We start from the raw sequence: 24,260 nt of genomic DNA, 5'->3' as shown, positions 1-24,260 counted from the left end.
TGACAGGTGGCGACGGATGGTGCGGCGGTGGCGAAAGTGCCACACCCACCGGTTGATCGCATTCCGCATTTACACACGGTGCGGTGTTAGACGAAGACGATTTCGTAGGGCAGGCGCATTCGTTCAAGGATGACCGGCGGCAACATTGGCGCGATGCCGATGGCCGGTTCGCCCTTCAACTGGCTGGCGTAGGCATGAGTGGCGTGGCTCTTGCGCGCGACGGTCCAGGTGTCGAGGCGCAGTTTGCGGGCGCGTTCCCAGGGGATCAGTTTTTGATCGCGCTCAGGCCAGTGCCATGCCCAGACCGGCACGTCGTGGAAGGTCGCACCGGCCAGTTCGGCGGCTTCGGCGCTGGCGCGACCGACCGCTTCATGATCGTCGTTGCGGTCGCCGCGCCAGGTGCTGAACACCACGTCGCCGGGGCGCAGGTAGCGGCCGATGAATTCGGTGAGTTGGGTGTGCTGATCATTGAGGGCGTTGTCGGTGAAACCGCCGCGCACCCATTTCAGGCTGTGCATCGGCAGACCGAGACGGCGCAGGGCTTCGACACTTTCCTGTGGGCGAAACACGCTGAGGCGTTTTTCCGACCATTGCCGTGAGCCGGGGTGGCTGGCGCTGCCGTCGGTGATGGACAGCAACTGCAACGGGTGGCCGAGGCTTGAGAGTAATTGCAGCAATCCGCCGCAGGTCACGACTTCATCGCCGGGATGCGGGGCGATCACCACGGCGCGGGCGCCGGGCGGCACGAGGCTGCGGGTGTTGATGACGGGAATATTGTCCAGTTGCGGGGCGCTGTTCCAGATTTGCGCCGACGGACTGTTTTCGGTGAGCGATAACGGTTTCATGGGTGCGACGTCCTTGTGTGGTCTCGCCCTCAGTCGTGCCCGTGGCCATGAATAGCTGGCGCGGCCGACCCGTGAAGGCTGGTTGATTGCCTTGCGACGCTCCGAATCCTGGATTGCCGCGCAGCAGAGTATTGCTCAAGTAATGCAGTTCGTCGCGTCACAGATCAATCTGATCCGTATTTTTTTGCTCTATCTGTGCTAATTCTCGCAAATAGTCGCCAAATCCGCCTCGCGCGCGGCTGTCGAATCGAGCGCTGGTGTGGACTTGCGGGCGATGACTCCAGGCGATGTTGGCGCCGACCAGTTCCAGCTCGCGCACCAGTTGCACATCTTCGTCGCAGGCCAGCGGTTTAAAGCCTCCGGCCCAACGATAGGCATCGGCGCTGATACCCAGATTGGCGCCGTGGATATGCCGATGGCCATCGCAGGCGCGGTAGTGACGGTGGTAGCGGATTTGCGCTGCCTCATCGAATGACTCATGCCAGCGTTCGACCGTGACAGTGCCGCACACCGCGTCTGCGCCCAATCCGAGCTGGGCAACCAGCCAGTCATCGGCGACGCGGCTGTCGGCGTCCGAGCAGGAAATCCAGCGGGCGCCGCGTTCCAGCAGCACCTGGGCGCCCGCAGCACGGGCCTGACCGACATTGCGGGCGTCAATGTGCAGGCTCAGCACCGGGTAGCTGGCAACAATCTGCGCCGAGCGGTCGGTGCAGCTGTCGAGCACCACCAGCACTTCAACCCGCTCGCCGGCGAGTAAACCGTGGCGGCTCGCGCGCATTGCCGCGCTCAGGCACTCATCGAGCAAGTCCTCTTCGTTGTGCGCCGGGATCAGAATGCCAATCATCGCAAACCCTCCAGGGCGGCCACGGAGCGTGGCTCACGACTCCAGACTTCGAGGATGAAATCCGCTTCCTGGTGCAGGACCAGAAGCGGCAGCTTCAAATGCTCATGGATCAGGTCGTGCACCTGCCGTGCGTTCAGCGGGCAGCCATCAATGGGCGGACGCCAATGGCAGGCGAGCAATTGCCCGTCGGCCGTCAGGGAATCACTGATCCGGTGGATCACGTCTGTCAGATCCTTGCCATCGAGGTAGTAGCCGATCTCGCTAAATACAATCAGGTCGAATTTCTCCTCCGGCCAGTGACCCGGCAAGCGACTTTGCCGCACCAGCGCGTGATCAAACAGGCTCAATCGGGTGGTCGCCAGTTTGACCGCGGCGCTCGCCGTGTCACAGCACAGCAAGCGGTCGCAACGCGTGGCCAGTTCGGCGCTCAATTCGCCGTTGGCGCAGCCCGCTTCGAAAATCGAGCGATAGTGCGGGCGTGGCAACGCGGCGAGGGTGATTGCGCGTTTGCGTTGCTCGTACCAGCGCTCGCGAAAGGCCCACGGGTCGTCGTTGCCGGCGAACAGGCCGTCGAAGTAACGATCCTCGACGCTCATAGGAACACCACTTCGAAGGGTTGCAGCAGGCGATCCAGCACGTACGGCGCCAGCACCGGATCAAGCCCCGCTGCCGGATCGCCTTCCAGTTGACTGGCGAAGGCGTGAACCGCATGGCGTTTGCGCGCCACCTGTGCGGGCGACAGGAGAATCTTGCGCGCCCGTTGCCACGGCACAACGGCGTCTTCCGGGGTTGCCCAATGCCACGTCCACACAGGCAATTCATGGCACGTTGCACCGACTCTCTGCGCCGCCTCGGCACTGGCGCGGCCAACTGCTTCGTGATCGCAATGGCCGTCCTCGCACCACGTGGTGAAGACCACATCGTCGTGGCGCAGATGGCGTTCGATGAACTCGCTCAGCTCCTGTTCTTGAGCGGCAACTTGTGTATCGCTGAAGCCGCCGCGCAGCCATTTCAGGCGATGCATGGGCACGCCGAGACGGCGCAATGCTTCGGCGGACTCCTGCGGACGGATCACGCTGAGGCGCTCGACGGGCCAACGCTCGGAACCGGGATGACTGGCGCTGCCGTCAGTCACGGAAATCAGCTGTAACGGCCGGCCAGCAGCGGCGAGCAGTTGCAGCAAACCGCCGCAGCCGAGCACTTCATCGTCGGGGTGCGGGGCGATGATCACCGCTCGCGAGCCAGGCGGCACCAGATCGAGAATGTCGACGCTTTGCAGTTGCGCCAGATGCCGCGAGCCCTGCCATTGGTGCAGGGACGTGCCTTGGCCGACGATCGGATTATCTTTCTTGACGGCGTTCATAGCGTCCATGCCTCTTTCGGTTGCGCGGCAACGATTTGGCCGAGGGCCGCGAGGTCGCGTTCGGCGTGGCTCTGGCGCAGGAAAACCGGCAGGTCGGCGATCAGGCGAGCGAAATGTCGATCCTTGCAGTAAGGACCGGCACCGAGTGCGCGGCCGACGTCGCGGATCACCTGTTCGGCAGACTGTTCAACCACTGCGCGAGCGCGCCGGGCGAGCAGTTCGGCGTTGTTTTCGGGATGCGCATCAATGTGCAACGCGCTGAAGCGCAAGACATCGGCCGCCGCCTGCAATGCCGCATCGACTGCGCCGAGATGGGCGAGGGCGTGCGGCTCTTCGCGTTGCGCGCAGTGTTGGCGCAGCGCCTCGGCAATCTGCCGCGCGGCGCCGTACCAGCAGGCGGCAATGCCGATCCCGCCTTGCCAGAAACCCGGGCGTTGCAGGTAGTCGCCGGGATTGCCGATGGCCTGACCCTCGGCGCCCTCGAACAAAACTTCGACACTGCCGGTGGCGGCCATGCCCACGGCTTGCCAGCCTTGATCGGTGATGGTCACGCCCGGTTGATCGAGTGCGACCGCCACCAGTTGCTGCTGATCATCGGCATCCCACGCGGTGAGCAGCGCATGGCTGAGCACCGCCGCGCCGGAACACCATGCCTTGCGTCCGTGCAGCGCCACCATGTGCCCGGCGGGACGCACTTGCACTCGCGCCTGCGGCGGTTCTGCGGCCCACATGCCCCAGGTGCTGCCGGGCGTTGGCGAACCACCCAGTTGCTCGATGATTGCCAGCGCGTCGGTGTGACCTTCGTAGAGTTTGCACAAGCCCAGATCGTGTCCGCCGACATCGGCCAGATGCCGAAAGCGTTCCAGAGTGTGGCCACTGCCCGGCAGCGGCAATCGATCCAGCCCGGCCTCGACCATCGCCCGCAGGCAACCGCCTAGCGCTACGGTGTTGGCGTAGTCCGGTGGCCGGCGAGCGAGATAGTTCTGCAGTTCCATATCAATCTTCTTCTTCGCGGTGCAGTTCAAACAGCAGCAACGAGCGGCCAGTGACCGAATATTCGTGGCCGAAATCGAAGCGCTCCTGACCGCGGATCGATGGCTGATTGGTGTCGACCATGCATGTCCAGAAGCTGCCTTCCGGAACTTCCGGCAAGGTGAAGTTGACGATGTCGTGATGGGCGTTGACCACCAGCAGCAGGGTCGCGTCGGCGCCCTTGCGGCGAATCCCGGTTTCCTGTGCGCGGCCATCAAGCAGCATGCCCAGGCAACGGTTATGGGCGTCATGCCAGTGCTCGGTAGTCATCTCGGTCGCGTCGGGGGCGAGCCAGGTCACGTCCTTGACGCCGATGTCCTCGTTGTACTCGCCGACCAGAAAACGCCCACGGCGCAGGATCGGGTAGGCGAGACGCAACTTGATCAGGCGTTTGACGAATTTCAGCAGCGCTTTGCCGTCCTCGCTCAGGTCCCAGTTGACCCAACCGATTTCGCTGTCCTGGCAGTACGCGTTGTTGTTGCCGTCCTGAGTCCGGGCGAATTCGTCGCCAGCGACAATCATCGGCGTGCCCTGGGCGAGCAGCAGGGTGGCGAAGAAGTTGCGCATCTGCCGATGGCGCAGCGCGTTGATTTCAGGATCGTCGGTCGGCCCTTCGACACCATGGTTCCACGACAGATTATTGTTGCTGCCGTCCTGATTGTTTTCGTCGTTGGCTTCGTTGTGCTTGTCGTTGTACGACACCAGATCGTTGAGGGTGAAACCGTCGTGAGCAGTGATGAAGTTCACCGACGAATACGGCCGCCGTCCACGCTGGTTGAACATCTCACCCGAGGCAGTCATGCGGCTGGCGAAGTCGGCGACCTGGCCGTCATCGCCTTTCCAGAAGGCGCGCACGGTGTCGCGAAACTTGTCGTTCCATTCGACCCAGCCCGGCGGGAAGTTACCGACCTGGTAGCCGCCGGGGCCGCAGTCCCACGGCTCGGCAATCATTTTCACCTGGCGCAGCACCGGGTCCTGCCGGCAGGCGACGAGGAAGCTGTGACGCTCGTCGAAACCGTCGTGATAACGCCCGAGAATGGTTGCCAGATCGAAGCGGAAACCATCGACGTGCATCTCGGTGGCCCAATAGCGCAGCGAGTCGGTGACCATTTGCAGTACGCACGGGTGGCTCAAGTCGAGTGTGTTGCCGGTGCCGGAATCATTGATGTAGAAGCGCTTGTCGTCCGGCATCAATCGGTAGTACGAGGCGTTATCGATGCCGCGCATCGACAGGGTCGGGCCTTGTTCGTTGCCCTCGGCGGTGTGGTTGTAGACCACGTCGAGGATCACTTCCAGATTGGCCTCGTGCAGGTGCGCAACCATCTCCTTGAACTCGGCGATCTTGCCGCTGGCGAGGTAACGCGGGTCCGGGGCGAAGAAGGCGATGCTGTTGTAGCCCCAGTAGTTGGTCATGCCTTTGTGCAGCAAATGCTGATCGTTGACGAAGGCATGGATCGGCAGCAACTCGACGGTGGACACGCCCAGTTTGCGGATGTGTTCGAGCACGTCATCGACCATCAACCCGGCGAACGTGCCACGCACATTCTCCGGCACCGACGGGTGACGCATGCTGATGCCGCGCACGTGGGTCTCATAAATGATCGTTTTGTCCCATGGCACGCTGACGCGGTGGTCGTTGCCCCAGGTGTGCGCCGGGTCGATGACTTTGCACTTGGGCACGAAAGGCGCGCTGTCGCGTTCGTCGAAGCTGAGGTCAGCGTCGGGATGGCCGATGGTGTAGCCGAACAGGGCTTCCGACCATTTCAGTTCACCAACGAGTTGTTTGGCATATGGGTCGATGAGCAGTTTGTTGTGGTTGAAACGATGACCGTTGGCCGGGTCGTATGCGCCGTAAACCCGGTAGCCGTAGATCAGCCCCGGGTGCGCGTCGGGCAAATAGCCGTGGTAAATCTCGTCGGTGTATTCCGGCAGTTCAATGCGTTCGAGTTCGACCTCGCCGGCATCATCGAAGATGCACAGTTCGACTTTGGTGGCGTTGGCGGAGAACAGGGCAAAGTTCACCCCCAGGCCATCCCAGGTCGCGCCGAGCGGGAAGGGCAGGCCTTCGCGGATTCTCGAAGGTTCGGCGTGCGTGACGGGCTCGGCTTTGTTTGGACGGGTCATGATTGCTCCTGCAAAAATCGGGGTAGTTCAAACGGCACCTGACTCTGTGGGAGGGGGCTTTTGTGGTGAGGGGATTTATCCCCGATCGGCTGCGCAGCAGTCGCAAAATCGTTGAATGCGGAATGTCTGAAATCCCGCATTGAAGCATTTGGGGTCGCCGTGCGACCCATCGGGGATAAATCCCCTCACCACAAAAGCTGCCTCCTTGAAGTCAGGCTCTGGTTTGTGAGGTTTTTTCAGGAAGAGTTGGCCCTCGGTGGCGAGCGAACCCGCCACACAGTTGTTCAGTTCAATAAATCGGTTAGCGTCAGGTCGCCGAAGGCTTGCGCGGCGCCCGGGGCTTTTTCTCGGCCGGTTTTTCGCCCGGCGGAACGACTTTGGCGGCGCTGGAGGGTTTTGCTTTGGCCGCAGGCTTGGGCTTTGCCGCCGCGCCTTGGCCATCCAGCACTTTGCCGGTGGCAGTCTTGCCAGCGGTTTTGCTGCCCGCCGCTTTCGGCGATTTTTTCGGTGCCAGGGCTTCGGCCTCGGCCAGTTTGCGCGCCATCTCCCAGTGGCGTGATTCCTCGCCTTCGGGTTTACCCTCTGACTCCCAGATCTGATAGGCGAATTCGCGGATGCGTTTATCGTCGGTGCTCATCGCAATGCTCCTGAACTGAACTGATGCTTACGTTAAGTGTTGGATAAAGAGATTGACCGGGACATCCCCCAGCGCGTCGCTGATATTCAGCTCCCTGTTTTTTGTGACTGCGTGGCTTGAAAAAAGTCCCTTCAAGTTTGTGTCGGAGGCGGCGAACGGTAAAACCACTCGAGTATCGCCCCAACGCAGCGCATCCACCTGAGGCCTGGCACTGTTTTCCAGCAGGGTGGCGCAACGGACCGGCACGATCACGATGGCGTACTTGCCCTCGAGTTCACGGGCAAACGCGAGCACGTTATGCGCCTGGCTGCCCAGTACCTCGAGGGCCTGATACGCGCCACGACGAAACAGTTCTGCGTGCTCGGCGCGCAGGTTCAGCACCTCGGCGATCAAGGCTTGCTTGATGCGCCCGTCACGCCAGTTCGTCAGAAATTCCTCGACAGGCACGGATGCCTGCAAGGTCTGCTCGCGAGCGGCGTAATCCACCGGCCGGCGGTTGTCCGGATCGACCAGGCTGAAATCCCAGAATTCATTGCCCTGATACAGATCCGGCACCCCCGGCACCGTCATCCGCAGCAAGGTTTGCGCCAAACCATTCAGCGCGCCGGCAGCGGCGATGCTGTTGACGGTCTTGCTCAGTGCGGCGCGCAGCAGTTCACCTTCCTCACCGGTCAGCAGTCGTTGCGTGAATGCTTGTGTGGCGTTTTCGTAGGCGTCGTTCGGCGCGCTCCAACTGCTTTGTAGCTTGGCTTCGCGCAGGGCTTTCTGTTGCCACTGCCAGATCCGCTCGGCGTAATCGCTAAAGCCGCTGTGATCGTCATCGCGCAAGTCCAGCGGCCAACTGCCGATCAGGGCCTGATACAAAATCAGCTCGTCGCCGGTTGACGGCATCTGCTCGTCACTGCGCACCGGCCGGGCGAGGGCGCGCCACAGTTCGATCTGCTCGGCGTACCAGTGGCTGCGCTCGCTGAGCACGGCCAGACGGGCGCGGGTGTCTTCGCCGCGTTTGTGGTCGTGGGTGGCGGTGGCCAGCAGGTTGTCCGGGAACGCTTCGAGGCGTTGCTGGTTGACCGCGTGGAAGTCGCTGAGCGGCGCACTGAACTGCTCGGTGTTGTAGCCGACGTCATTGCGCGACAGCAGCACGGCGGAGCGATACAGCGCGGTGTCTTCCACGGCTTTGGCGGCGGCCGGCGACGTCAGTTGCTGGAAACGCACGCACGCATGTTTGAGGATTTTCCGCGAACGGCCACGGGGCTTGTGTCGCCACGGCGTGCCACCCAGCCAGGCTGCCAGACAGTCGAGCACCGGCCAGTCGCCTTCGCCGAGGGTCTGTCGCGCACCGTCCATGGCCTGCTGGAAAAATCCTTCGTCCTGCGCCGAACGGCCCATCGCGCTGATGTATGTGCGATACACCGGGAAATGCACGATCAACGCCTGCAACGCACGGCGGATCGCACCGAGGGTCAGGTCGCGGGTCATCAGGTCGTCACGGGCCACTTGCAGCAAGGCTTGCGCGACAGATTCGCAATCGCTGGCCAGCGAACCGTTGAGGATCTGCTGACGCGCCAGTCGCGCTTCCTCGATAAACGCGGCGGGCCGTTCGGTGCGCCGCTGCCACAAGTCACCGAGCACGTATTCGCCGGCCGGATCGTGTTGCAGCAGCGACAGCTGATTCATGAACTCGTAACCGGTGGTGCCGTCCACTGCCCAGTCGCGGCGCGGCGTTTCGCCGGCGCCGAGGATCTTCTCGATGTAGATCGGCAGATGCCGCCCCGGCGCAAGCAGATCGACCCGGCGGCGCAGTTTTCGACAATACCCGCGTGGATCGGCGAGGCCATCGATGTGGTCAATGCGCAAGCCGTCGACCAGGCCTTCGGCGATCAACTGGAAGATTTTGCCGTGGGTCGCTTCGAACACCGCCGGGCGCTCAACGCGCAGTCCACCGAGTTCGTTGATATCGAAGAAACGCCGCCAGTTGATGTCGTCGGCTGCAGTGCGCCAACTGGCGAGGCGGTAACTCTGCCGTTCGAGTAATTGATGAAGCTTGTGGAAACCTTCTTCGGTGGTGGAATCGTAGGTCGCGAGATTGCGCTGGATGGCCTCGCGAATCGACGGCTCGCTTGCCAGTTGCCGCAGCTCTTCTTTCAACGGGTCGGCCAGCGAATGGGCATCGCTCTGGTAGCTGAGCGCACTGAAACGATCGGCCAATGACTTCAATGCATCGTCGGCCTTGAGTAGTTCACCGTAATCGTTCGGACAGATCGGGAAGTGATGGTCGTAATGCTCGACATGAAAGCTGCCGCGCTGTGCATTGAAATGCAGTTTCAGCGTGCCTTCCTGCAACGCCACGCCGTAATCACTGCCAAGGAACGGCAGCAGCAACTGGCCTTCCATCAACGGGTCCGGCGAATGCCATTGAATGTCGAAAAACTCGCCGTAGGGACTCAAGCGTCCCCATTCCAGCAGGTCGAGCCACCACGGATTGTCGCTGCCGCCGACCGCCATGTGGTTGGAGACGATGTCGAGAATCAGGCCCATGCCGTGTTCGCGCAGAGTGCTGACCAGGCGCCGCAGCGCCGCTTCGCCACCGAGTTCCGGGTTGACTTGCGTCGGGTCGACCACGTCGTAGCCGTGCATCGAACCGGCGCGCGCGGCGAGCAATGGCGAGGCGTAAATGTGGCTGATGCCGAGCCGGGCAAAGTACGGCACCAGTGGCACCGCGTGTTCGAGGGTGAAACCTTTATGAAATTGCAGACGCAGGGTGGCGCGCAACGGTTGGATGAGCGATTGATTCATTGGTCACGCTCGGCAGCCTGCAGGCGTGCACACGCCAGTAACTCGAGACGGCGCGCAGCATCCGCACCGTCGAGCAGCGCTTCACTGCTGCCGGGCAAGCGCCGCGACCAGTTCGGGTGCGTATCGATGGTGCCCGGCAGATTCGCTTGCTCGACGATGCCCAGCGCATCCTCCAGTGGCAGCAACACCAGTGGTGCGCGGGTATGGCCAAGGAAGCGCACGCTGGCGTCGACCACTTGATCGGCCTCGTGGGACTCTTCGCGGAAGTTTTGCGGGTCCTGACTCAAGGCGCCGCGCAGACCTTCGCGTTCACGCTGACGGTGGCGTCGCCATTCGATTTCACCGTTGGCATCGACAAAACCCAAGCGTGCATTCCAGTCGATGTCGCGGCCATGCCACCAGCCGTTGAGCGTCGGCAAGTCGTGAGTGCTGGTGGTTGCCAGAGCATTGTCCGGCCAGTCGAGAATCGGCTTGAAACGGGTGTTGTCCTGCTCGAACAACAGGACTCGCATGCCGAGCATGGAGCGGGCGATGAGTTTTTCCTGGAGACCGTCGGGCACAGTGCCGAGGTCTTCACCGAGGACGATGGCCTGGTGACGATGGGACTCCAGAGTCAGCAGGCGCAGCAGGTCATCGACCGGGTAATACAGATACGCACCGTCGGCGGGCACCGCGCCGTTGGGAATCACCCACAAACGTTGCAGGCCCATCACATGGTCGATGCGCAGGCCGCCGGCGTGGGCGAAGTTGGCGCGGAGCATTTCGATGAATGCACGAAAGCCATTGCGGATCAGGCCTTCCGGCGAAAACGCGGAAATGCCCCAGCCTTGGCCCGAGCGATTGAGAATATCCGGCGGTGCGCCGACGGTCAGCGAGGCGAGCAGTTCGTCCTGGAAACTCCAGGCCTGACTGCCGGCGCCATCGGCACCGACCGCGAGGTCAGCAATCAGGCCGATGCCCATGCCAGCGCTGCGGGCGGTGGTTTGCGCACGCTCCAGGCAACGGTGGATCAGCCACTGGCAAAAGGCGAAGTAGCCGATGCGTTCGGCGTATTCTTCGGCAAACGCTTCAAGGGCAGCGCCGCGTGGGTCATGCCACTGCTCGGGCCATTCGCGCCAGTCGAGGCTTTCGCCGCGGGCGGCACGCATCTCTTGAATGGCTTCGAAGCGGCAATGGTTCTCCAGTGCTTCGCCACCGGCGTGACGGAAACTGGCGAAGTCGGGATGCAACGGATGCTCGCCCGCGACGAAGCCGTCGTACAAGGCTTGCAGGAGCTTTTGCTTGGCGTCGGCGGCGGCGGGCCAGTCGATGAGTTTGAGGTCTTCCAGTTGGGCAAATTGCTCCGCCAGACCGGTCACCTCGATGGCATCGCGCAGGGCGCGTTCACCAAGAATCGCGCCCGGTGCGGCGTACAGCGAATTGAGAAATAAACGGCTGGACGGCGAATAAGGGCTGTACCGTCCGGTGTCGGCGCTGAACATTGCGTGCAACGGACTGATCGCCAGCGCATCGGCGCCGCGCTCACCGGCCACGCGAGCCAGTTCTTCCAAGGCCTGGGTGTCGCCAAAACCGCCATCGCCGGGCCGACGCAGACCATACAACTGCACGCTCAGACCCCAGACCCGCGGGATAGGATTGTCGACCGCATCGCCGACGCTGAAGCAACGCTCTGGCGCCACCGCCAAGGTGAAGTACTGATCGGCTATATGTACTTGCTGATACCCGACCGGGATCAGACCGGGCAGCACGGCGTCGGCATCGAGCTTGAGGTTCAGCCGTGAACCGTCTTCGAGGTGGATTTCACAAGGAGTACCCGGCTCGAAATAACGCGCCAGATCGACGCCGACGCCGACATCGCTGGTCAACAGCGGCGGCAGGTGACGGTCTTGCTGGACTTGTTGCAGCTCAAGCAGGCTGGCGTCGATTTCCTGGGCGGTGCTGGCGGGGTGGCCGAGCCCGGTGAGGACATTGCGCAATACCGCCGGGGCGACTTTTTGCGGGCGGCCGTTGGCGTCGATCCAGTCGACCGCAAGGCCGGCTCGGCTGGCAAGAATTTCCAGTTGCGCATCGCTCATAGGCGCTCTCCATTCAGAGGTTGCAGAGGGGTTGCGGCTGTGAGGCTGACGAGCGCGCAATACGGGGGCAGCAGGCCCTCATCCGACGGTTCGACAGCGGCTGGCTGTTGGAACTGCCACACCGCGTCGGTCCGTGGAGGGTTGACCACCGCCGTATCGCTGAGGTTCAGGTCGATTCGCAGCTCGCTGCCATCACCCAGTCGCCAGCGTGCGCTGACGGCGGCATGGCCAAGCATCTGCGCGCCCAGCGCCTGCGTGCCGGAAAGATTGGGAATGATGTATCGATGGCGCAATTGCAGCAGTTGCCGGTACAGCGCGAGGGTTTCCTGTTGCTTCGCCGTGCCGTTGCCGAGCAGTTGCGGGCGCGAGGCCTGGAAGGTTTGTGGGTCGTTGGGATCCGGGATCTGCTCGCGTTTGTGCGGATCGGCGAAGGCGCTGAACCCGGCGAATTCGTTGCGCCGACCTTCACGCACCAACTCTGCAAGCTCACCGTGATGGCTGGTGAAAAATAGAAACGGCTGTTCGGCGGCAAACTCGTCGCCCATGAACATCAGCGGGATCATCGGCGATAGCAGCAACAGCACCGTCGCCGCTTGCAAGGCGCGGGGATCGGCCAGTTGATGCAGGCGCTCACCGAAAGCCCGGTTGCCGATCTGATCGTGGTTTTGCAGAAACAGTACGAACGCGGTCGACGGCAGATGTTCGCTCGGTTCGCCCCGGGGTTCGCCGTGGCGGGTGATATGCCCCTGAAAGACGAAACCCTGGCTCAGGCAGCGGACCAACTGTTGGGTGGGTTGCAGTGCGTAGTCGGCGTAATAGGCGTCGGTTTCACCGGTCAGCAATACATGCAGGGCGTTATGGCCGTCGTCGTTCCACTGCGCGTCGTAATCTTCTTCCAGCAAGCTTGACTGGTTGAGCTCATTCTCGACGGTCAGCCAGACATGACGCCCCGGATCAATCTGTTGGCGAATGCGCTGCGCCAGTTCACGCAGGAAATGCGGGTCTTCGATGGCGTGCACGGCATCCAGGCGCAAGCCGTCGAAGCGATACTCGAGCAGCCACATCAACGCGTTTTCAATGAAGAAATCGCGGACTTCACGACGCCGAAAATCGATTCCGGCGCCCCACGGCGTGTGTTTGTCCTCGCGGAAAAACCCTTTGGCGTAGCGACCGAGGTAATTGCCGTCGGGGCCGAAGTGGTTGTAGACCACGTCAAGAATCACCGCCAGACCATGGCCGTGGGCGGTGTCGATCAAATGCTTGAGTTGTTCCGGGGTGCCGTACGAGGCTTGCGGGGCGTAGTGCAAGACGCCGTCGTAACCCCAGTTGCGCTCGCCGGGAAATTGCGCGATCGGCATCAGTTCAATCGCGGTGATGCCCAGCGCTACCAGCCGTGCCAGATGCTGCTCGACAGCCGCAAAACCGCCCAGCGTCCCGACATGCAATTCATAGATGACCGCTTCGTTCCATGGTCTGCCGTGCCAGGCACTGTGCTGCCATTGATAGGCCAGCGGATCGACCACCACGCTCTGGCGGTCGAGGTCGCCGTCCTGGGCGCGGGAGGCCGGATCCGGCACATCCAGTTCGCCATCGATGTTGTAGCGGTAACGCGTGCCTGCCGGACAGCGGGTCTTGATCAGGAACCAGCCATCGGCTTGCGGCAGCATGGGCAGCGACTGCCCGTCTTCCAGTTCGACACTGACGTAAAACGCGTCGGGTGCCCATAGCGCAAATTGTGTGTGTTCGGCGTCCAGCATGATCGCGCCGTGGGGCCAGTTTTCTTGGGTCCGTAACGGCATCGTGGAAAACTCCCTGATTACTTGTGGTGGGCTTTACCCAGCGCCTTGGCGACCAGTTGTTCATAAAGTTCGGCGTACGGTTCGACGGCTTTGCACCAGTTGAACGGCGCCGCCATGGCCCGGCAACGCATGGCGTTGAGCAGCTCGGGGAACGCAAAGACCTTGAAGGCGCGGCTCAGGGCTTCGCGGTAGCTCTCGACGGTGGATTGATCGAAGAGGAAACCGGTCACGCCGTTTTCGATGGTGTCGGCCAGACCGCCGGTATTGCGCGCCACCGGCAACGAGCCGAAACGCTGGGCGTACATCTGGCTCAAACCGCACGGTTCGTAGCGCGAAGGCATCAACAGGAAGTCGCTGCCGGCAAACATGCGGCGGGCGTCGGTTTCGTTGAAGCCGATGCGTACGCCAATCTGGCCGGGAAAGCGCAGCGCCAGTTCACGCATGGCTTGCTCTTCTTCCGGCTCGCCACGGCCGATGATCGCGATCTGGCCGCCGTTCTGCACGATGTACTCGGAGACCGCTTCGGTCAGATCCAGACCTTTCTGGTAAACGAGGCGAGATACCACGGCGAACAATGGGCCTTCGGAATCGTGCAGACCAAACAGCTCGCGAACGTGAGCGGCGTTGACCGCTTTGCCTTCCCAGTCGCCGATGTGGAACGGCGCGAACAGATGTGGATCGGTCGCTGCGTCCCAGCTCTCATCGATGCCGTTGGGGATGCCGCTGAGCAAGCCTTGCTGGGTCTTGGCGGCAAGAAAGCCGTCGAGGCCGCAGCCGAAGTCCGGGGTGGTGATTTCCTGCGCATAGGTCGCGCTGACCGTGGTGATATGGCTCGAATACGCCATGCCGGCCTTGAGGAACGACATCTTGCCGTAGAACTCCATGCCTTCCTGTTGCAAGGCATGGGTCGGAATCCCCAGCTCCGGGCAGGAGCCAAGGCTGGTCACGCCTTGATAGGCGAGGTTGTGAATGGTGAACAAGGTTGGTGTGCGTTGCCCGCGCCAGTGCATATAAGCGGGCGCCAGCCCGGCGGGCCAATCGTGGGCGTGCACCAGATCCGGGCACCAGTGGATTTGCGCGAGGTTGGCGGCGATATCAGCGGCGGCCAGGCCCAGACGGGCAAAGCGAATGTGGTTGTCCGGCCAGTCACGACCATTGTTGGCGCCGTAGGGTGAGCCTTCACGCTCGTAGAGTTCGGGACAGATCAGTACATAAATCACCAGCCCGTCCGGCATGTCCATGCGCCCGATCTTGCACGGCGGCAGCGCTGCATGGCCGCCCAGTTCGCCAATGATATGAATAGGGTTTTCGCTGTGCATCACTTGCGGATAACCGGGGATCAACACGCGTACATCGTGCAGATGCGCCATGGCACGGGGCAGGGCGGCGGAAACGTCACCGAGGCCGCCGGTCTTCACCAGATCGGCGATTTCCGAGGTGACGAACAATACTTTTTTCTTGTTGGGATTCTGGCTCGCTACCGGAGTCAGCGTCTTGGTGCCGGGGATGTTGATCGATCGGCTGCCGGGAACGCTGACGGTGCTCGCTTCGCCAACTGACTGCTGAGCACGTTCTCCCTGTATATCCAATGCCGCACTGATCATATGAATCTCCCGTGTCGTTGATCTGATTCTTGTCTTGAACAAACCCTGTCCATGACCACGTCCTGTGGCCGGGCGCAAACGCGCCACGCATCGGTGAGCAAATGCTACCCAACACGCGCAAGCAGAATGGGTGAAGAGGCCATTGCAAGGATTGCACCAGTCACTTTGGCCCTGCCTTTCAGATGACCCGCCGGGATCAGCAAAAGTTTCGATAATTTTTCCAGTTTGTGACCGGCCGGTTTTGCCCCGCGAAAGTCAGTCTAGGCCAGATCCTAGAGCGGGCCAGAGCAAATGGGTAAATTGTTCGACAATCGGTTGGCGGGCTGCGGAATTCGCGTTGCAAGAGAGTAAACGCACCGACGAAGTGCAGATTTTTTTGAGGGCGCGGATCAAAACGGTGACTGATCAGTCACAATTTCGTGCTAGCGGGGAGGGCGGTCGCACTGTTGTGGTGCGAACAGTTTGTTGAATGGCTGACGTCATTGGCCATTTGTAGGAGCTGCCGCAGGCTGCGATCTTTTGATCTTGATCTTTAAAAACAAGATCAAAAGATCGCAGCGTGCCGCAGCTCCTACAGGGGGCAGTTCAGTGAGCGAGTGCGAATTTCAGTTCAGCTGGCGAAGCGTATTGCCGGCCGACCAGGCTTGAATATCCTCGATCATCTGCGAAAAGAACTGCTCATAGTTCTGTCGACTGACATACCCGACGTGGGGCGTCGCTAGCACATTGTCCAGTGTGCGAAACGGGTGCAGTGCCGGTAAAGGCTCCTGATCGAACACATCCAGCGCCGCCCCGGCAATGCGCTGTTTTTGCAGCGCCTTGATCAGTGCTGTTTCATCGACAATCGGCCCACGGGCGGTGTTGACCAGCAGTGCCGTCGGTTTCATCCAGTCCAGCGCCTGCGTATCGACCAGCCCGCGACTGCGGTCGCTGAGCACCAGATGCACCGACAGCACGTCGGCCTGCTCGAACAATTGCTGCTTGCTGACGAGGGTCACGCCGACGTGTTCAGCGCGTTCGGCCGTGAGGTTTTCACTCCAGGCAATGACGCGCATGCCGAACACCTGTCCGAACTGCGCCACCCGCTGGCCGATGCTGCCCAGCCCGAGAATACCCAACGTCTTGCCATGCAGATCGCCACCCAGTCCCTGTTGCCAGCTACCTGCACGCAATGAGTTGGCTTCGTTCACCAGGTTGCGCGTTGCGGCCATGATCAGCGCCCAGGTCAATTCCGGGGCTGCATGTTTGTAGCTGTCGGTGCCGCAGACCTTGATGCCCAGCGCCGCCGCAGCCGGCATGTCGAGTGCGGCGTTGCGCATGCCTCCGGTGACCAGCAGCTTGAGGTTGGGCAGGCGCTTGAGCAGGTCTGCGTCGAACCGCGTGCGTTCGCGCATCACGCAGATCACCTGGTACTTGCCAAGGCGTTCGGCCAGGGTGGCGTTGTCTGCCGGGTAATCGTGCTCGAAAGTCACTTCCCCAACGCCGCCGAGTTGCGCCCAATCAACCACGTCGCGGGCCACATCCTGCCAGTCATCGATCACTGCAATCTGCACCGCCATCAGCTTCTCCTCATCAACGAACGGGATTGTTCTTGTTCAGCCAGCCGAGCAACGCCTGATGAAACTGCGTCGGTTCTTCCATTTGCGGCGCGTGGCCCAAGCGGGAAAATTCCACCAGTGTGGATTGCGGGATCAGTTTGGCTACTTGTTTGCCGAGCACGTCATAGTGCCCCATCTTCGCTTTCACTTCAGGTGACGCAATGTCTTTGCCAATGGCTGTGGTGTCGGTAGTGCCGATCAACAGCAGAGTCGGCATCTTCAGGTCCTTGAACTCGTAGTACACCGGTTGGGTGAAAATCATGTCGTAGATCAGCGCCGAGTTCCAGGCCACTTGGGTTTTACCCGGGCCTTTGCTCAGACCTGCGAGCATGTCGACCCAGCGGTCGAACTCGGGTTTCCAGCGGCCATCATAGAAGTTGGTGCGCTGGTACTCACGAATGCCTTGGGCGCTGACCTTCAGCTCACGCTCATACCATTGATCCACAGTGCGGTAGGGCACGCCGAGAGCTTTCCAGTCTTCTAGCCCGATAGGGTTGACCAGCGCCAGTTCCTCGACCTGCTCCGGGAACATCAGGGCGTAGCGCGTGGCGAGCATGCCACCGGTGGAGTGACCTAAAAGGGTGGCTTTCTGAATACCCAGTGCCTTGAGCAATTGCTGGGTGTTGGTCGCCAGTTGCTGGAAGCTGTACTGATAATTGTCCGGTTTGCTGGAGGTGCAGAAGCCGATCTGATCCGGTGCGATAACCCGGTAACCCGCTTCGCTCAGGGTCTTGATCGAACTATCCCAAGTGGCGGCGCAGAAGAGCTTGCCGTGCATCAGCACTACCGTGCGACCGTTGGCCTTACCGTGGGCGGCGACATCCATGTAGCCCATTTGCAGGGACTTGCCTTGGGATTGAAAGGCGAAATGCTTGAGTGTGTAAGGGTAGTCGAAACCTTGTAGCTCCGGGCCGTATGCAGGACCTTCGACCGGAGTGGCGGCAGCATGAGCAAACAACGGCAGGGCGGCGGTGAGGAACAGACTGGGAAGCCAGCGGGAAATCGTGACAGACATAAGGTCAAACTCCATTTGAGATCGGCCGATGCTGGAATGAGCGGATTATGACGACGTTAAAACACAGGCAGTCTCCGCGCCTGATCGTTCACCCAAGCCAACCCAGCGTCAGCATGGCCAGCACGGCATAACGTGCACCTTTGGCCAGTGTGACGATCAACAGAAAGCGCCCGAGCGGCTCGCGCATGACGCCGGCAATCAGCGTCAGCGGATCACCGATGACCGGCAGCCAACTGAGCAACAGCGACCAATGCCCATAACGCTCATAGTGTCGGCGCGCCGTGGCCATGTGTCTGGCGCTGACCGGAAACCAGCGCCGATTCTGAAAACGTTCCAGCCCACGGCCCAGCCACCAGTTGACCAGCGAGCCGAGCACATTGCCCACGGTCGCCACCGCCAGCAAACCCCAGAGCCAGTAACGCTCGCTGACAATCAATCCGACCAGCAACGCCTCGGATTGCAACGGCAACAGTGTCGCCGCGCCAAAGGCGGCAAAGAACAATCCAATGTAAGCGGCGCTCATCAATGGGCCGGGTAGTCCGCCACCACCACATCAACGCCATCCTTTTTCAGGCCGATCACTTGATAGGCATCGCTCATGCCGTCCACTTCCATGCCCGGCGAGCCCATCGGCATGCCCGGTGCGGCAACACCGAGCAGATCGTCGCGCTTGCTCAGGGCCAGCACTTGTTCCGCCGGCACATGGCCTTCGACGAATTTGCCGTTGATGATCGCGGTGTGGCACGAAGCCAGGCGTGGTGGCACGCCATGTTGTTGCTTGAAGCTGCTCATGTCGCTTTCGACGTGATCTTCGACCTTGAAACCGTTGGCTTCCAGGTGGCTGATCCATTTTTTGCAGCAGCCGCAGTTGGCGTCGCGATGCACTTCAATAGGGATCAGGTCAGCGGCCTGGGCCAGGGAGGAGAGGAACAGGGCGCTCAGGGCGAGCAGACGCAGAGAGGTTTGCATGACAGGTTCTCGACTCGGATGGCGGTCAAAAAAGAACACATTTTGACTGGATTTTCCTGCCCGGCATCAACGGAGTGTTTCCAGTTGATACAAGACAGACCGGCAGGATGATCGTAGATCACGGCTGACAGGCAGATGAGGGCTAGATGACAAATCTGTCAGGCGGCCACGAATGACGATTGCGTGAACGCCGTGGGACCTTGTGGGAGCGGGCTTGCCCGCGATGGCGGCAGGTCAGTCAATGACGATGTGTCTGACCGGGCCCCATCGCTGGCAAGCCAGCTCCCACAGGGGTTATCTGATTGGCAAAAAAAACTGCATCAATCAACTGACCTTGAAGCGCCCCATGATCGCGCTCACCCGGCCATTGGCTTCCAGCAACTGCCGCGTGTTGAGCTCGCTGGCCTGACCGCTCTGCACCAGTTCATCAACCATATGGCGAATCTGCACCATGCTGCGGTTGATTTCTTCGGTCACCACACTTTGCTGTTCGGCGGCGGTGGCGATCTGCGTGCTGAGGCTGTTGATGTGGCTGACCGAGCCGGCCATTTCATCCAGCCCGGAGTTGACCCGTGCGGTGGCGTCGGCGGCCGACTGACAGCTGGCCTGGGTGTTTTCCATGGCGCTGACCGACGAGCTCACGCCTTGCGTCAGGCGCGTCAGCATCTCGTTGATTTCCGAGGTGCTGGCTTGTGTGCGGGCGGCGAGGGCGCGGACTTCGTCTGCGACCACAGCAAAACCTCGGCCCTGTTCCCCGGCGCGGGCCGCTTCAATGGCGGCGTTGAGGGCCAGCAGATTGGTCTGGCCGGCAATCGCGCCGATCACGCCGAGAATCTCGGTGATGCGCTGGGCGTCCTGTTGCATGTTTTCAACTTTATGGGTGGCGCTGGCCACTTCGTCGATCAGCGCCACCACGCTGTTGGTTGCCTCGCCGACGACCACTCGCGAACGGTCGGCGTTTTCGTTGGCGCGCTGGGTGAACGCTGCGGTTTCAGCAGCGTTTTGCGCCACGCTTTCGGCGGTCGAGCTCATCTCGGTGATGGCGGTGACGGTCTGATCGGTTTCCGAGGCGTGACGCAAGAGAATCTGACTGGTGTGCGTCGACGTGCGTTGCAGGTTGTCGAGGCTCGACGCCATCGCGCCGGTGGCCTGGGTGACTTCGCCGATCATGTTTTGCAGGTAGGCGATAAAGGTGTTGACCGAGTGGCCGATGGCGCCGAGTTCGTCTTCGGCGCGGATGGTGATGCGTCGAGTCAGGTCGGCATCGCCGCTGGACAGCAAATCGATGTTGGCTTTCAGCGCCTTCATGCGTTGCACCAACTGGCGAATCGCATAGACCTGCCACAGCACCAACAGGATCACCAGCGGAATCTGCAACAGGCTCAGGGTGCTGAGCACGTCGTCACGCTGGGCGGTGAGCATTTGGGTTGGCAGGGCGGTGGCGAGGAACCACGGTGTGCCTTCGATCGGGCGCATGAAGAAAGTGCTGTCTTGCCCGTTGTTGTCGAACTCGACGCGCTGCGCCTGATCGCGGTTTTGCAGGCCGGCCTTGACCTGGCTGGCGAAGGTCGAGCTGGCGGTCAGTTCACTGATGTTCTTCAGCACGATCGGACCGCTGATGCGCGAACTGTTGCTGATGATCTTGCCGTCGGCCTCGACGATCAGCATTTCGGCATTGAGGTCTTTTTCCTTGCGGGCCACCAGGTCATTGAAAAAGCCCAGGGTCACGTCAATAGTCGATACGCCCCAGGCGTTGCCGTTTTTCTGGATGGCCATGGCGCAGTTGGTGCGCGGCTCGGCACTGGCATCGTCTTTATAGGCCGCCGCCCAGGCGCACTGACCGCGAGGCGTGGCCATGCCGCCCTTGTACCAGCTCTGGTCGTAATAGTTGGGTGCCGCGTCGCTGTTCCAGAACGTGTTCACCGCCAGTTTGCCCGAGGCATCCCGGTGCCAGAAGGTGCTGAACTTGTTGCGTCCGGCTTCACGCTGACCCGGCAAAGGCCAGATACCGCCGCCAAACACTTTCAACTCGCCGTACTGATCCACCAGCCCCGGCAACACCGTGTCGATGGCTGCGCTGTCGAGCAACGGAATGGTCTGGGTGATGCTGCGTTGTTGGGCCTGGACCTTGTTCAGTTCGCCTTGAATCTGTTCGGCGACTTCCGCGATGCGGTTGAGCACCACCTGTTCTTCGGTATGCCGCAGTTTGGGCGCGACCAGTTGGCTGATACCCGCCACGGTCAGTACCGACAGCAGCAGAATGAACAGAACCAGAAACAGCGTGTAGCGAGCCTGAATAGTGCGGAATGCGGGCATGGAAACCGGTCCTTGAGCTGCGATTCTTATTAGGGGCGGGGGGATAAAACAGTGCGGGTGTCTCTAACGTATCGTCGCCGCGCCGAGAAGCTTTAGGTACAGACGTACTAAAAAGCCCTGTGGCGATGACCGGTCAGTATCGAATCTGATACAGGCAGCTTCTCGGAGTCGTTGGTTAGAGCAAAAGGTCTATTGAAAGGATTTCCATCACGGTCGTGCAGGCCAGTGTTTATAGGCGTTTGCCGGTTTGTATCGAGAATGTACAAGAATTGTAAAAAAGCGCACCAAAAGGGTTGGTGCTATCAGTTAGCCGGTAGATACTCCCCGGCATTCGAATGGTTCAACAAGGACATTTCATGTTAATTGCACAGGGAGTTTTCTCATGACGATCGGCATAGTCGGCGGTTGGGAGAGCAAGGCTGGCGTCATGGTGCGCAACACCGGCGCGAAGAAGCAGGTGGCGCAAAGTATCAAGGTGCAGCAGATGCTCACCATGGTCGGTAATGATCCCAACGCCATCAATACCGCCGAAATGGACAAGCAAGGCCTGCGCAAGAACATCAAGGGCTTCGATCCTGCCAATGTTTCGGTCAAGCAGATGGGCAACCTCGCCAACATGCTGCGTAGCCGCGGGCTGATCTCCGAGATCACGTCTTTCACGTTGATGAATGCCGGCGACAAGTTTGACCGTTTCGGCGTGACCAAAGACATTGATGTCAAATTCAACGCACTGGAATATTTCGCGACTCAGCTTGATGCGATCCAGAACAATGGCCTCAATGGCAACGCTTACGGCAAAGCTCTGATCCCAGAGTACAAAAAAGCCATCTACGTCCTGCAGAACCTCAAGACGTATGGTGAAGGCAACGTGGTGAAACCGGTCGACCAAGGCGTCAAAGCCAAGGCTTGAGACATTGATGTGGCCCGCTTGACATTGAGCGGGCCGTTGTCGAATGACGGCACCGCGTTCAATCGCGCGGTGACGGCGTCTCGCTCAAGTGAGTGGCGAGCTCCTGTTGGGCCTGATCATGCAGTTGCTGCATGTACGGGCAGGTTAACGTCATCTCGCGTAGCTGAAACCCTCGGTGAAACAGCGCCAGCCATCCCCCCCCTTGATCTTCCATAGGCGCCAGCCCGGTAAAGATAAAGCCAATGGCGTTCAGCCTGTTCAGGTCCCAGGCAAAGTGCCGCGACAGTCGCAGGCGAAGTGAAATCAGCCATTGCCGAGGTAGTTCGCTTAGTTCTTTGAGCAGCCCGGTCCGCAGCTTTTTCAGCCGCATGTCATAACGATCAGCGTGTTTTTCCAGCTGAATGGCCGCGCCATGCCAACGAAATGTCTGCTTCTTTGTGCCGAACACCCGACATAACTGCTGCATGAAATCCCGGTAAGCGGCAGGCCAGATCTGCCGAGGCAAGGGGCGCTGGCGGCCGTCGACGGCATAACAGCCCAGGACTATCGATTCCGGCACCGCGCTGCCGAACGGCGAAGGGACGTAGTCCGGCAGTAATCCGGTGTTATGAAAGTCGAGGTTGATTGCCATCCGCTGCGTGTACGGATGGTGGGTGACCTGTTTGATCAATACGCTCTGACAGCCCAATGCCTGTGCATGGGTCAACAAATGCTGGCTCAGACGGGTAGCAACGTTTTGTCCTCGGGTATTCGGGTGAACCACGCTCAAAGCCAGTTCGGCCGTGCGCGCGTTTGTTTCGCGGAACAGCGTGGCGTGCCCGCAAATGTCCTCACCGACCACGGCAACCAGCGAGTGCCAACGCTTGTCGGCGTGGTTCTGGCTGATCATGTGTGGCAGATACACATGGGGCTGCACATAAAGGTCGCCGTACACCTTACGAAACAGTTGGCTGACGGCCGTGGCATCGCTGTCACGGTAGTTACGCAGAATCAGCGCTTTCATAGGGCACCTCCTTGTGACGGTGTTCATAGCAGCGCAAATCCAGCACACGCAAGCATTTGCCCGAGCGGGCGTGGCGTGGCAGATCTTCATGGGTGCAGCACTCGACTAGCAGGTTTAGCTGGTGATCCGCCTGTAATTGCGTGATCAACGGGTACTGTTCAATCAGTCCCGCCTCCAGGTCCCGGTTGACATCGCCCACGGCGGCGGATCGCGCGCTTGGCACCCATTTCAGGCTCAACACATCCTTGTTCCCGTCCTGTTCGATCAGCAGTTGCCAGTCGTCACTGTTGGCGGTGTGCTGGATCAACACGCCGATTTCCTCCGGCATCAGCGACAAAATCCCCAGCCGAACCCGTTGGCTGCCAGCACTGCGGCCCTTGAGTGCGAACTTGCGCCGGGCGCTGCCGACGGGTTCTCGCCAGCAGGCGCGGTCGCCCACCGGGTAGCGAATCAACGGCATCAACCGACGATGCAGACTGGTGATCACCAGCAAACCGGTGTGGTCACAGGCATCGATCACTGCGCCGGAATGTTCGTCGATGATTTCCACCAGGATGTGTTCGGCATGCATTCGATGCTCGCCTTCGGCGCAGTCGCGCTGACTGCTACCGATGAAACCGGCATCGACACTGGCATAGCCGATGGAGGCAATGCGCGCGTTGGGGAACGCCAGTTCGAGTAACTGGCGCTGCGAGTCGAACAGGCTTTCACCGCCGTAAAGCAGGCTGTCGACCACAGGCAGCGTCTGCTCCTGACGTTTGAGCCAGGCCGCGAACGTCAACAGATGTGCAGGCAGGCCCGCCAGCACATTGATCCCATGCTGCACGATGGATTGCGCCAGAACAGCGGAGTCGACATTGCCGGTAAAGGGGAACTCGGTAATCTCTACGGCAACATGGGCCAGTGCGTCGTGGACGAACAGGAAGCTGGCATACAGGTCACCGGCAAAAAATAGATTGGCGACTCGGTCACCGGGCTGGAATTGCCAATTCAGACTTTTGCCGAATTCACCGACCAATGAACGCCATTCATCTTGCGTATATACAGAAAGTTTTCCAGCGCTGGTTGAACCGCCGGTTTTAAATACCAATGCCTGTGCCACAGCACCGGTCAAAACTGGCCATTTGTTTAACGTCTGACTGTTTTGCCAATATTCAGCAGGTTCAATCAGCGGCAGTTCAGTCAATGCGGTAATTTTTTTCGAAACGTCAACTAAGTGTTCGTGGTAATACGGCGAATGTTGACGAGCGAAGTTGATCAACTCGTTCAGTTGTTCGGAAGTTTTCACAATGTTCACCATTTTTATCGTGGTCTGGTTGAACTCGCCGCA

At 60.6% G+C, this 24,260-nt stretch carries 19 protein-coding genes; 1 reads left to right on the top strand and 18 read right to left on the bottom strand.

Annotated features, from left to right (window positions below; genetic code table 11):
* Positions 1-86 precede the first annotated feature (86 nt).
* The 16 genes from JFT86_RS21840 to JFT86_RS21765 form a co-directional block, all read right to left on the bottom strand.
* Positions 87-845: a PIG-L family deacetylase gene (locus tag JFT86_RS21840; RefSeq protein ID WP_201238286.1), complete on the bottom strand. Its 759-nt coding sequence runs from the start codon at positions 843-845 to the stop codon at positions 87-89.
* Positions 846-1,002: 157 nt separating this feature from the next.
* Complete coding sequence (locus JFT86_RS21835) at positions 1,003-1,689, bottom strand: glycosyltransferase (protein ID WP_201238285.1); 687 nt, start codon at positions 1,687-1,689, stop codon at positions 1,003-1,005.
* Positions 1,686-2,285, bottom strand: coding sequence for an SAM-dependent methyltransferase (locus JFT86_RS21830; protein ID WP_201238284.1), 600 nt, complete (start codon positions 2,283-2,285; stop codon positions 1,686-1,688). The genes JFT86_RS21835 and JFT86_RS21830 overlap by 4 nt, the downstream gene beginning before the upstream one ends.
* Positions 2,282-3,052, bottom strand: a complete 771-nt coding sequence (locus tag JFT86_RS21825; protein ID WP_201238640.1) for a PIG-L family deacetylase — start codon at positions 3,050-3,052, stop codon at positions 2,282-2,284. Before JFT86_RS21825 ends, JFT86_RS21830 begins: the two co-directional genes overlap by 4 nt.
* The gene (locus JFT86_RS21820) at positions 3,049-4,047 is read right to left on the bottom strand and encodes an acyl-CoA dehydrogenase family protein (RefSeq protein WP_201238283.1); all 999 of its coding nucleotides are present in this window, start codon (positions 4,045-4,047) and stop codon (positions 3,049-3,051) included. The genes JFT86_RS21825 and JFT86_RS21820 overlap by 4 nt, the downstream gene beginning before the upstream one ends.
* A 1-nt stretch (position 4,048) precedes the next feature.
* Positions 4,049-6,208 (bottom strand): glycogen debranching protein GlgX, encoded by a 2,160-nt coding sequence (gene glgX / locus JFT86_RS21815; RefSeq protein ID WP_201238282.1) that lies wholly within the window; start codon positions 6,206-6,208, stop codon positions 4,049-4,051.
* A 307-nt stretch (positions 6,209-6,515) separates the two neighbouring features.
* Positions 6,516-6,845, bottom strand: a complete 330-nt coding sequence (locus JFT86_RS21810; protein ID WP_201238281.1) for a DUF2934 domain-containing protein — start codon at positions 6,843-6,845, stop codon at positions 6,516-6,518.
* A 27-nt stretch (positions 6,846-6,872) separates the two neighbouring features.
* Positions 6,873-9,641 (bottom strand): malto-oligosyltrehalose synthase, encoded by a 2,769-nt coding sequence (locus tag JFT86_RS21805; RefSeq protein WP_201238280.1) that lies wholly within the window; start codon positions 9,639-9,641, stop codon positions 6,873-6,875.
* Positions 9,638-11,716 carry a 4-alpha-glucanotransferase gene (gene malQ, locus JFT86_RS21800; RefSeq protein ID WP_201238279.1) on the bottom strand — a complete coding sequence of 693 codons (2,079 nt, stop codon included), beginning with the start codon at positions 11,714-11,716 and terminating at the stop codon, positions 9,638-9,640. The genes JFT86_RS21805 and malQ overlap by 4 nt, the downstream gene beginning before the upstream one ends.
* Positions 11,713-13,515 (bottom strand): malto-oligosyltrehalose trehalohydrolase, encoded by a 1,803-nt coding sequence (treZ, locus tag JFT86_RS21795; protein ID WP_201238278.1) that lies wholly within the window; start codon positions 13,513-13,515, stop codon positions 11,713-11,715. Before treZ ends, malQ begins: the two co-directional genes overlap by 4 nt.
* A gap of 17 nt (positions 13,516-13,532) precedes the next feature.
* On the bottom strand, positions 13,533-15,119 hold the full coding sequence (gene glgA, locus JFT86_RS21790) for a glycogen synthase GlgA (RefSeq protein WP_201238277.1): 1,587 nt from the start codon (positions 15,117-15,119) through the stop codon (positions 13,533-13,535).
* Positions 15,120-15,724: 605 nt separating this feature from the next.
* The gene (locus JFT86_RS21785; RefSeq protein WP_201238276.1) at positions 15,725-16,678 is read right to left on the bottom strand and encodes a D-2-hydroxyacid dehydrogenase family protein; all 954 of its coding nucleotides are present in this window, start codon (positions 16,676-16,678) and stop codon (positions 15,725-15,727) included.
* A 13-nt stretch (positions 16,679-16,691) separates the two neighbouring features.
* A complete protein-coding gene (locus JFT86_RS21780; RefSeq protein WP_201238275.1) occupies positions 16,692-17,732 on the bottom strand; it encodes an alpha/beta hydrolase in 1,041 nt (346 codons plus the stop codon).
* 88 nt (positions 17,733-17,820) lie between these two features.
* Positions 17,821-18,255, bottom strand: a complete 435-nt coding sequence (locus tag JFT86_RS21775) for a YqaA family protein (protein WP_201238274.1) — start codon at positions 18,253-18,255, stop codon at positions 17,821-17,823.
* Positions 18,255-18,701 carry a DUF411 domain-containing protein gene (locus tag JFT86_RS21770; RefSeq protein ID WP_201238273.1) on the bottom strand — a complete coding sequence of 149 codons (447 nt, stop codon included), beginning with the start codon at positions 18,699-18,701 and terminating at the stop codon, positions 18,255-18,257. Before JFT86_RS21770 ends, JFT86_RS21775 begins: the two co-directional genes overlap by 1 nt.
* A gap of 324 nt (positions 18,702-19,025) precedes the next feature.
* Positions 19,026-21,017, bottom strand: a complete 1,992-nt coding sequence (locus tag JFT86_RS21765; RefSeq protein ID WP_201238272.1) for a methyl-accepting chemotaxis protein — start codon at positions 21,015-21,017, stop codon at positions 19,026-19,028.
* Positions 21,018-21,399: 382 nt separating this feature from the next.
* Between JFT86_RS21765 and JFT86_RS21760 the strand changes: the two genes are divergently transcribed.
* Positions 21,400-21,927 (top strand): hypothetical protein, encoded by a 528-nt coding sequence (locus tag JFT86_RS21760; protein WP_201238271.1) that lies wholly within the window; start codon positions 21,400-21,402, stop codon positions 21,925-21,927.
* 58 nt (positions 21,928-21,985) lie between these two features.
* Here the strand turns inward: JFT86_RS21760 and JFT86_RS21755 are convergent, their stop codons facing one another.
* Together JFT86_RS21755 and JFT86_RS21750 are read right to left on the bottom strand one after the other, a co-directional pair.
* Positions 21,986-22,930, bottom strand: coding sequence for a GNAT family N-acetyltransferase (locus tag JFT86_RS21755; protein WP_201238270.1), 945 nt, complete (start codon positions 22,928-22,930; stop codon positions 21,986-21,988).
* On the bottom strand, positions 22,908-24,218 hold the full coding sequence (locus tag JFT86_RS21750) for a phenylacetate--CoA ligase family protein (RefSeq protein WP_201233491.1): 1,311 nt from the start codon (positions 24,216-24,218) through the stop codon (positions 22,908-22,910). The genes JFT86_RS21755 and JFT86_RS21750 overlap by 23 nt, the downstream gene beginning before the upstream one ends.
* Between the last annotated feature and the right edge of the window lie 42 nt (positions 24,219-24,260).

The organism is Pseudomonas sp. TH06 (assembly GCF_016651305.1).
Lineage (GTDB): Bacteria > Pseudomonadota > Gammaproteobacteria > Pseudomonadales > Pseudomonadaceae > Aquipseudomonas.
Note: the sequence above shows the minus strand (reverse complement) of the source record. Positions and strands in the feature narration are given on the sequence as shown.

Bases quoted from the DNA above. Each gene is read 5' to 3' on its own strand.
- JFT86_RS21780 (WP_201238275.1), bottom strand. From the start codon at position 17,732: ATGTCTGTCACGATTTCCCGCTGGCTTCCCAGTCTGTTCCTCACCGCC.
- JFT86_RS21805 (WP_201238280.1), bottom strand. From the start codon at position 9,641: ATGAATCAATCGCTCATCCAACCGTTGCGCGCCACCCTGCGTCTGCAA.
- JFT86_RS21755 (WP_201238270.1), bottom strand. From the start codon at position 22,930: ATGAAAGCGCTGATTCTGCGTAACTACCGTGACAGCGATGCCACGGCC.
- JFT86_RS21820 (WP_201238283.1), bottom strand. From the start codon at position 4,047: ATGGAACTGCAGAACTATCTCGCTCGCCGGCCACCGGACTACGCCAAC.
- JFT86_RS21765 (WP_201238272.1), bottom strand. From the start codon at position 21,017: ATGCCCGCATTCCGCACTATTCAGGCTCGCTACACGCTGTTTCTGGTT.
- JFT86_RS21825 (WP_201238640.1), bottom strand. From the start codon at position 3,052: ATGAACGCCGTCAAGAAAGATAATCCGATCGTCGGCCAAGGCACGTCC.
- JFT86_RS21760 (WP_201238271.1), top strand. From the start codon at position 21,400: ATGACGATCGGCATAGTCGGCGGTTGGGAGAGCAAGGCTGGCGTCATG.
- JFT86_RS21840 (WP_201238286.1), bottom strand. From the start codon at position 845: ATGAAACCGTTATCGCTCACCGAAAACAGTCCGTCGGCGCAAATCTGG.
- JFT86_RS21785 (WP_201238276.1), bottom strand. From the start codon at position 16,678: ATGGCGGTGCAGATTGCAGTGATCGATGACTGGCAGGATGTGGCCCGC.
- JFT86_RS21810 (WP_201238281.1), bottom strand. From the start codon at position 6,845: ATGAGCACCGACGATAAACGCATCCGCGAATTCGCCTATCAGATCTGG.
- JFT86_RS21830 (WP_201238284.1), bottom strand. From the start codon at position 2,285: ATGAGCGTCGAGGATCGTTACTTCGACGGCCTGTTCGCCGGCAACGAC.
- JFT86_RS21770 (WP_201238273.1), bottom strand. From the start codon at position 18,701: ATGCAAACCTCTCTGCGTCTGCTCGCCCTGAGCGCCCTGTTCCTCTCC.
- JFT86_RS21835 (WP_201238285.1), bottom strand. From the start codon at position 1,689: ATGATTGGCATTCTGATCCCGGCGCACAACGAAGAGGACTTGCTCGAT.
- treZ (WP_201238278.1), bottom strand. From the start codon at position 13,515: ATGCCGTTACGGACCCAAGAAAACTGGCCCCACGGCGCGATCATGCTG.
- malQ (WP_201238279.1), bottom strand. From the start codon at position 11,716: ATGAGCGATGCGCAACTGGAAATTCTTGCCAGCCGAGCCGGCCTTGCG.
- JFT86_RS21775 (WP_201238274.1), bottom strand. From the start codon at position 18,255: ATGAGCGCCGCTTACATTGGATTGTTCTTTGCCGCCTTTGGCGCGGCG.
- glgX (WP_201238282.1), bottom strand. From the start codon at position 6,208: ATGACCCGTCCAAACAAAGCCGAGCCCGTCACGCACGCCGAACCTTCG.
- glgA (WP_201238277.1), bottom strand. From the start codon at position 15,119: ATGATCAGTGCGGCATTGGATATACAGGGAGAACGTGCTCAGCAGTCA.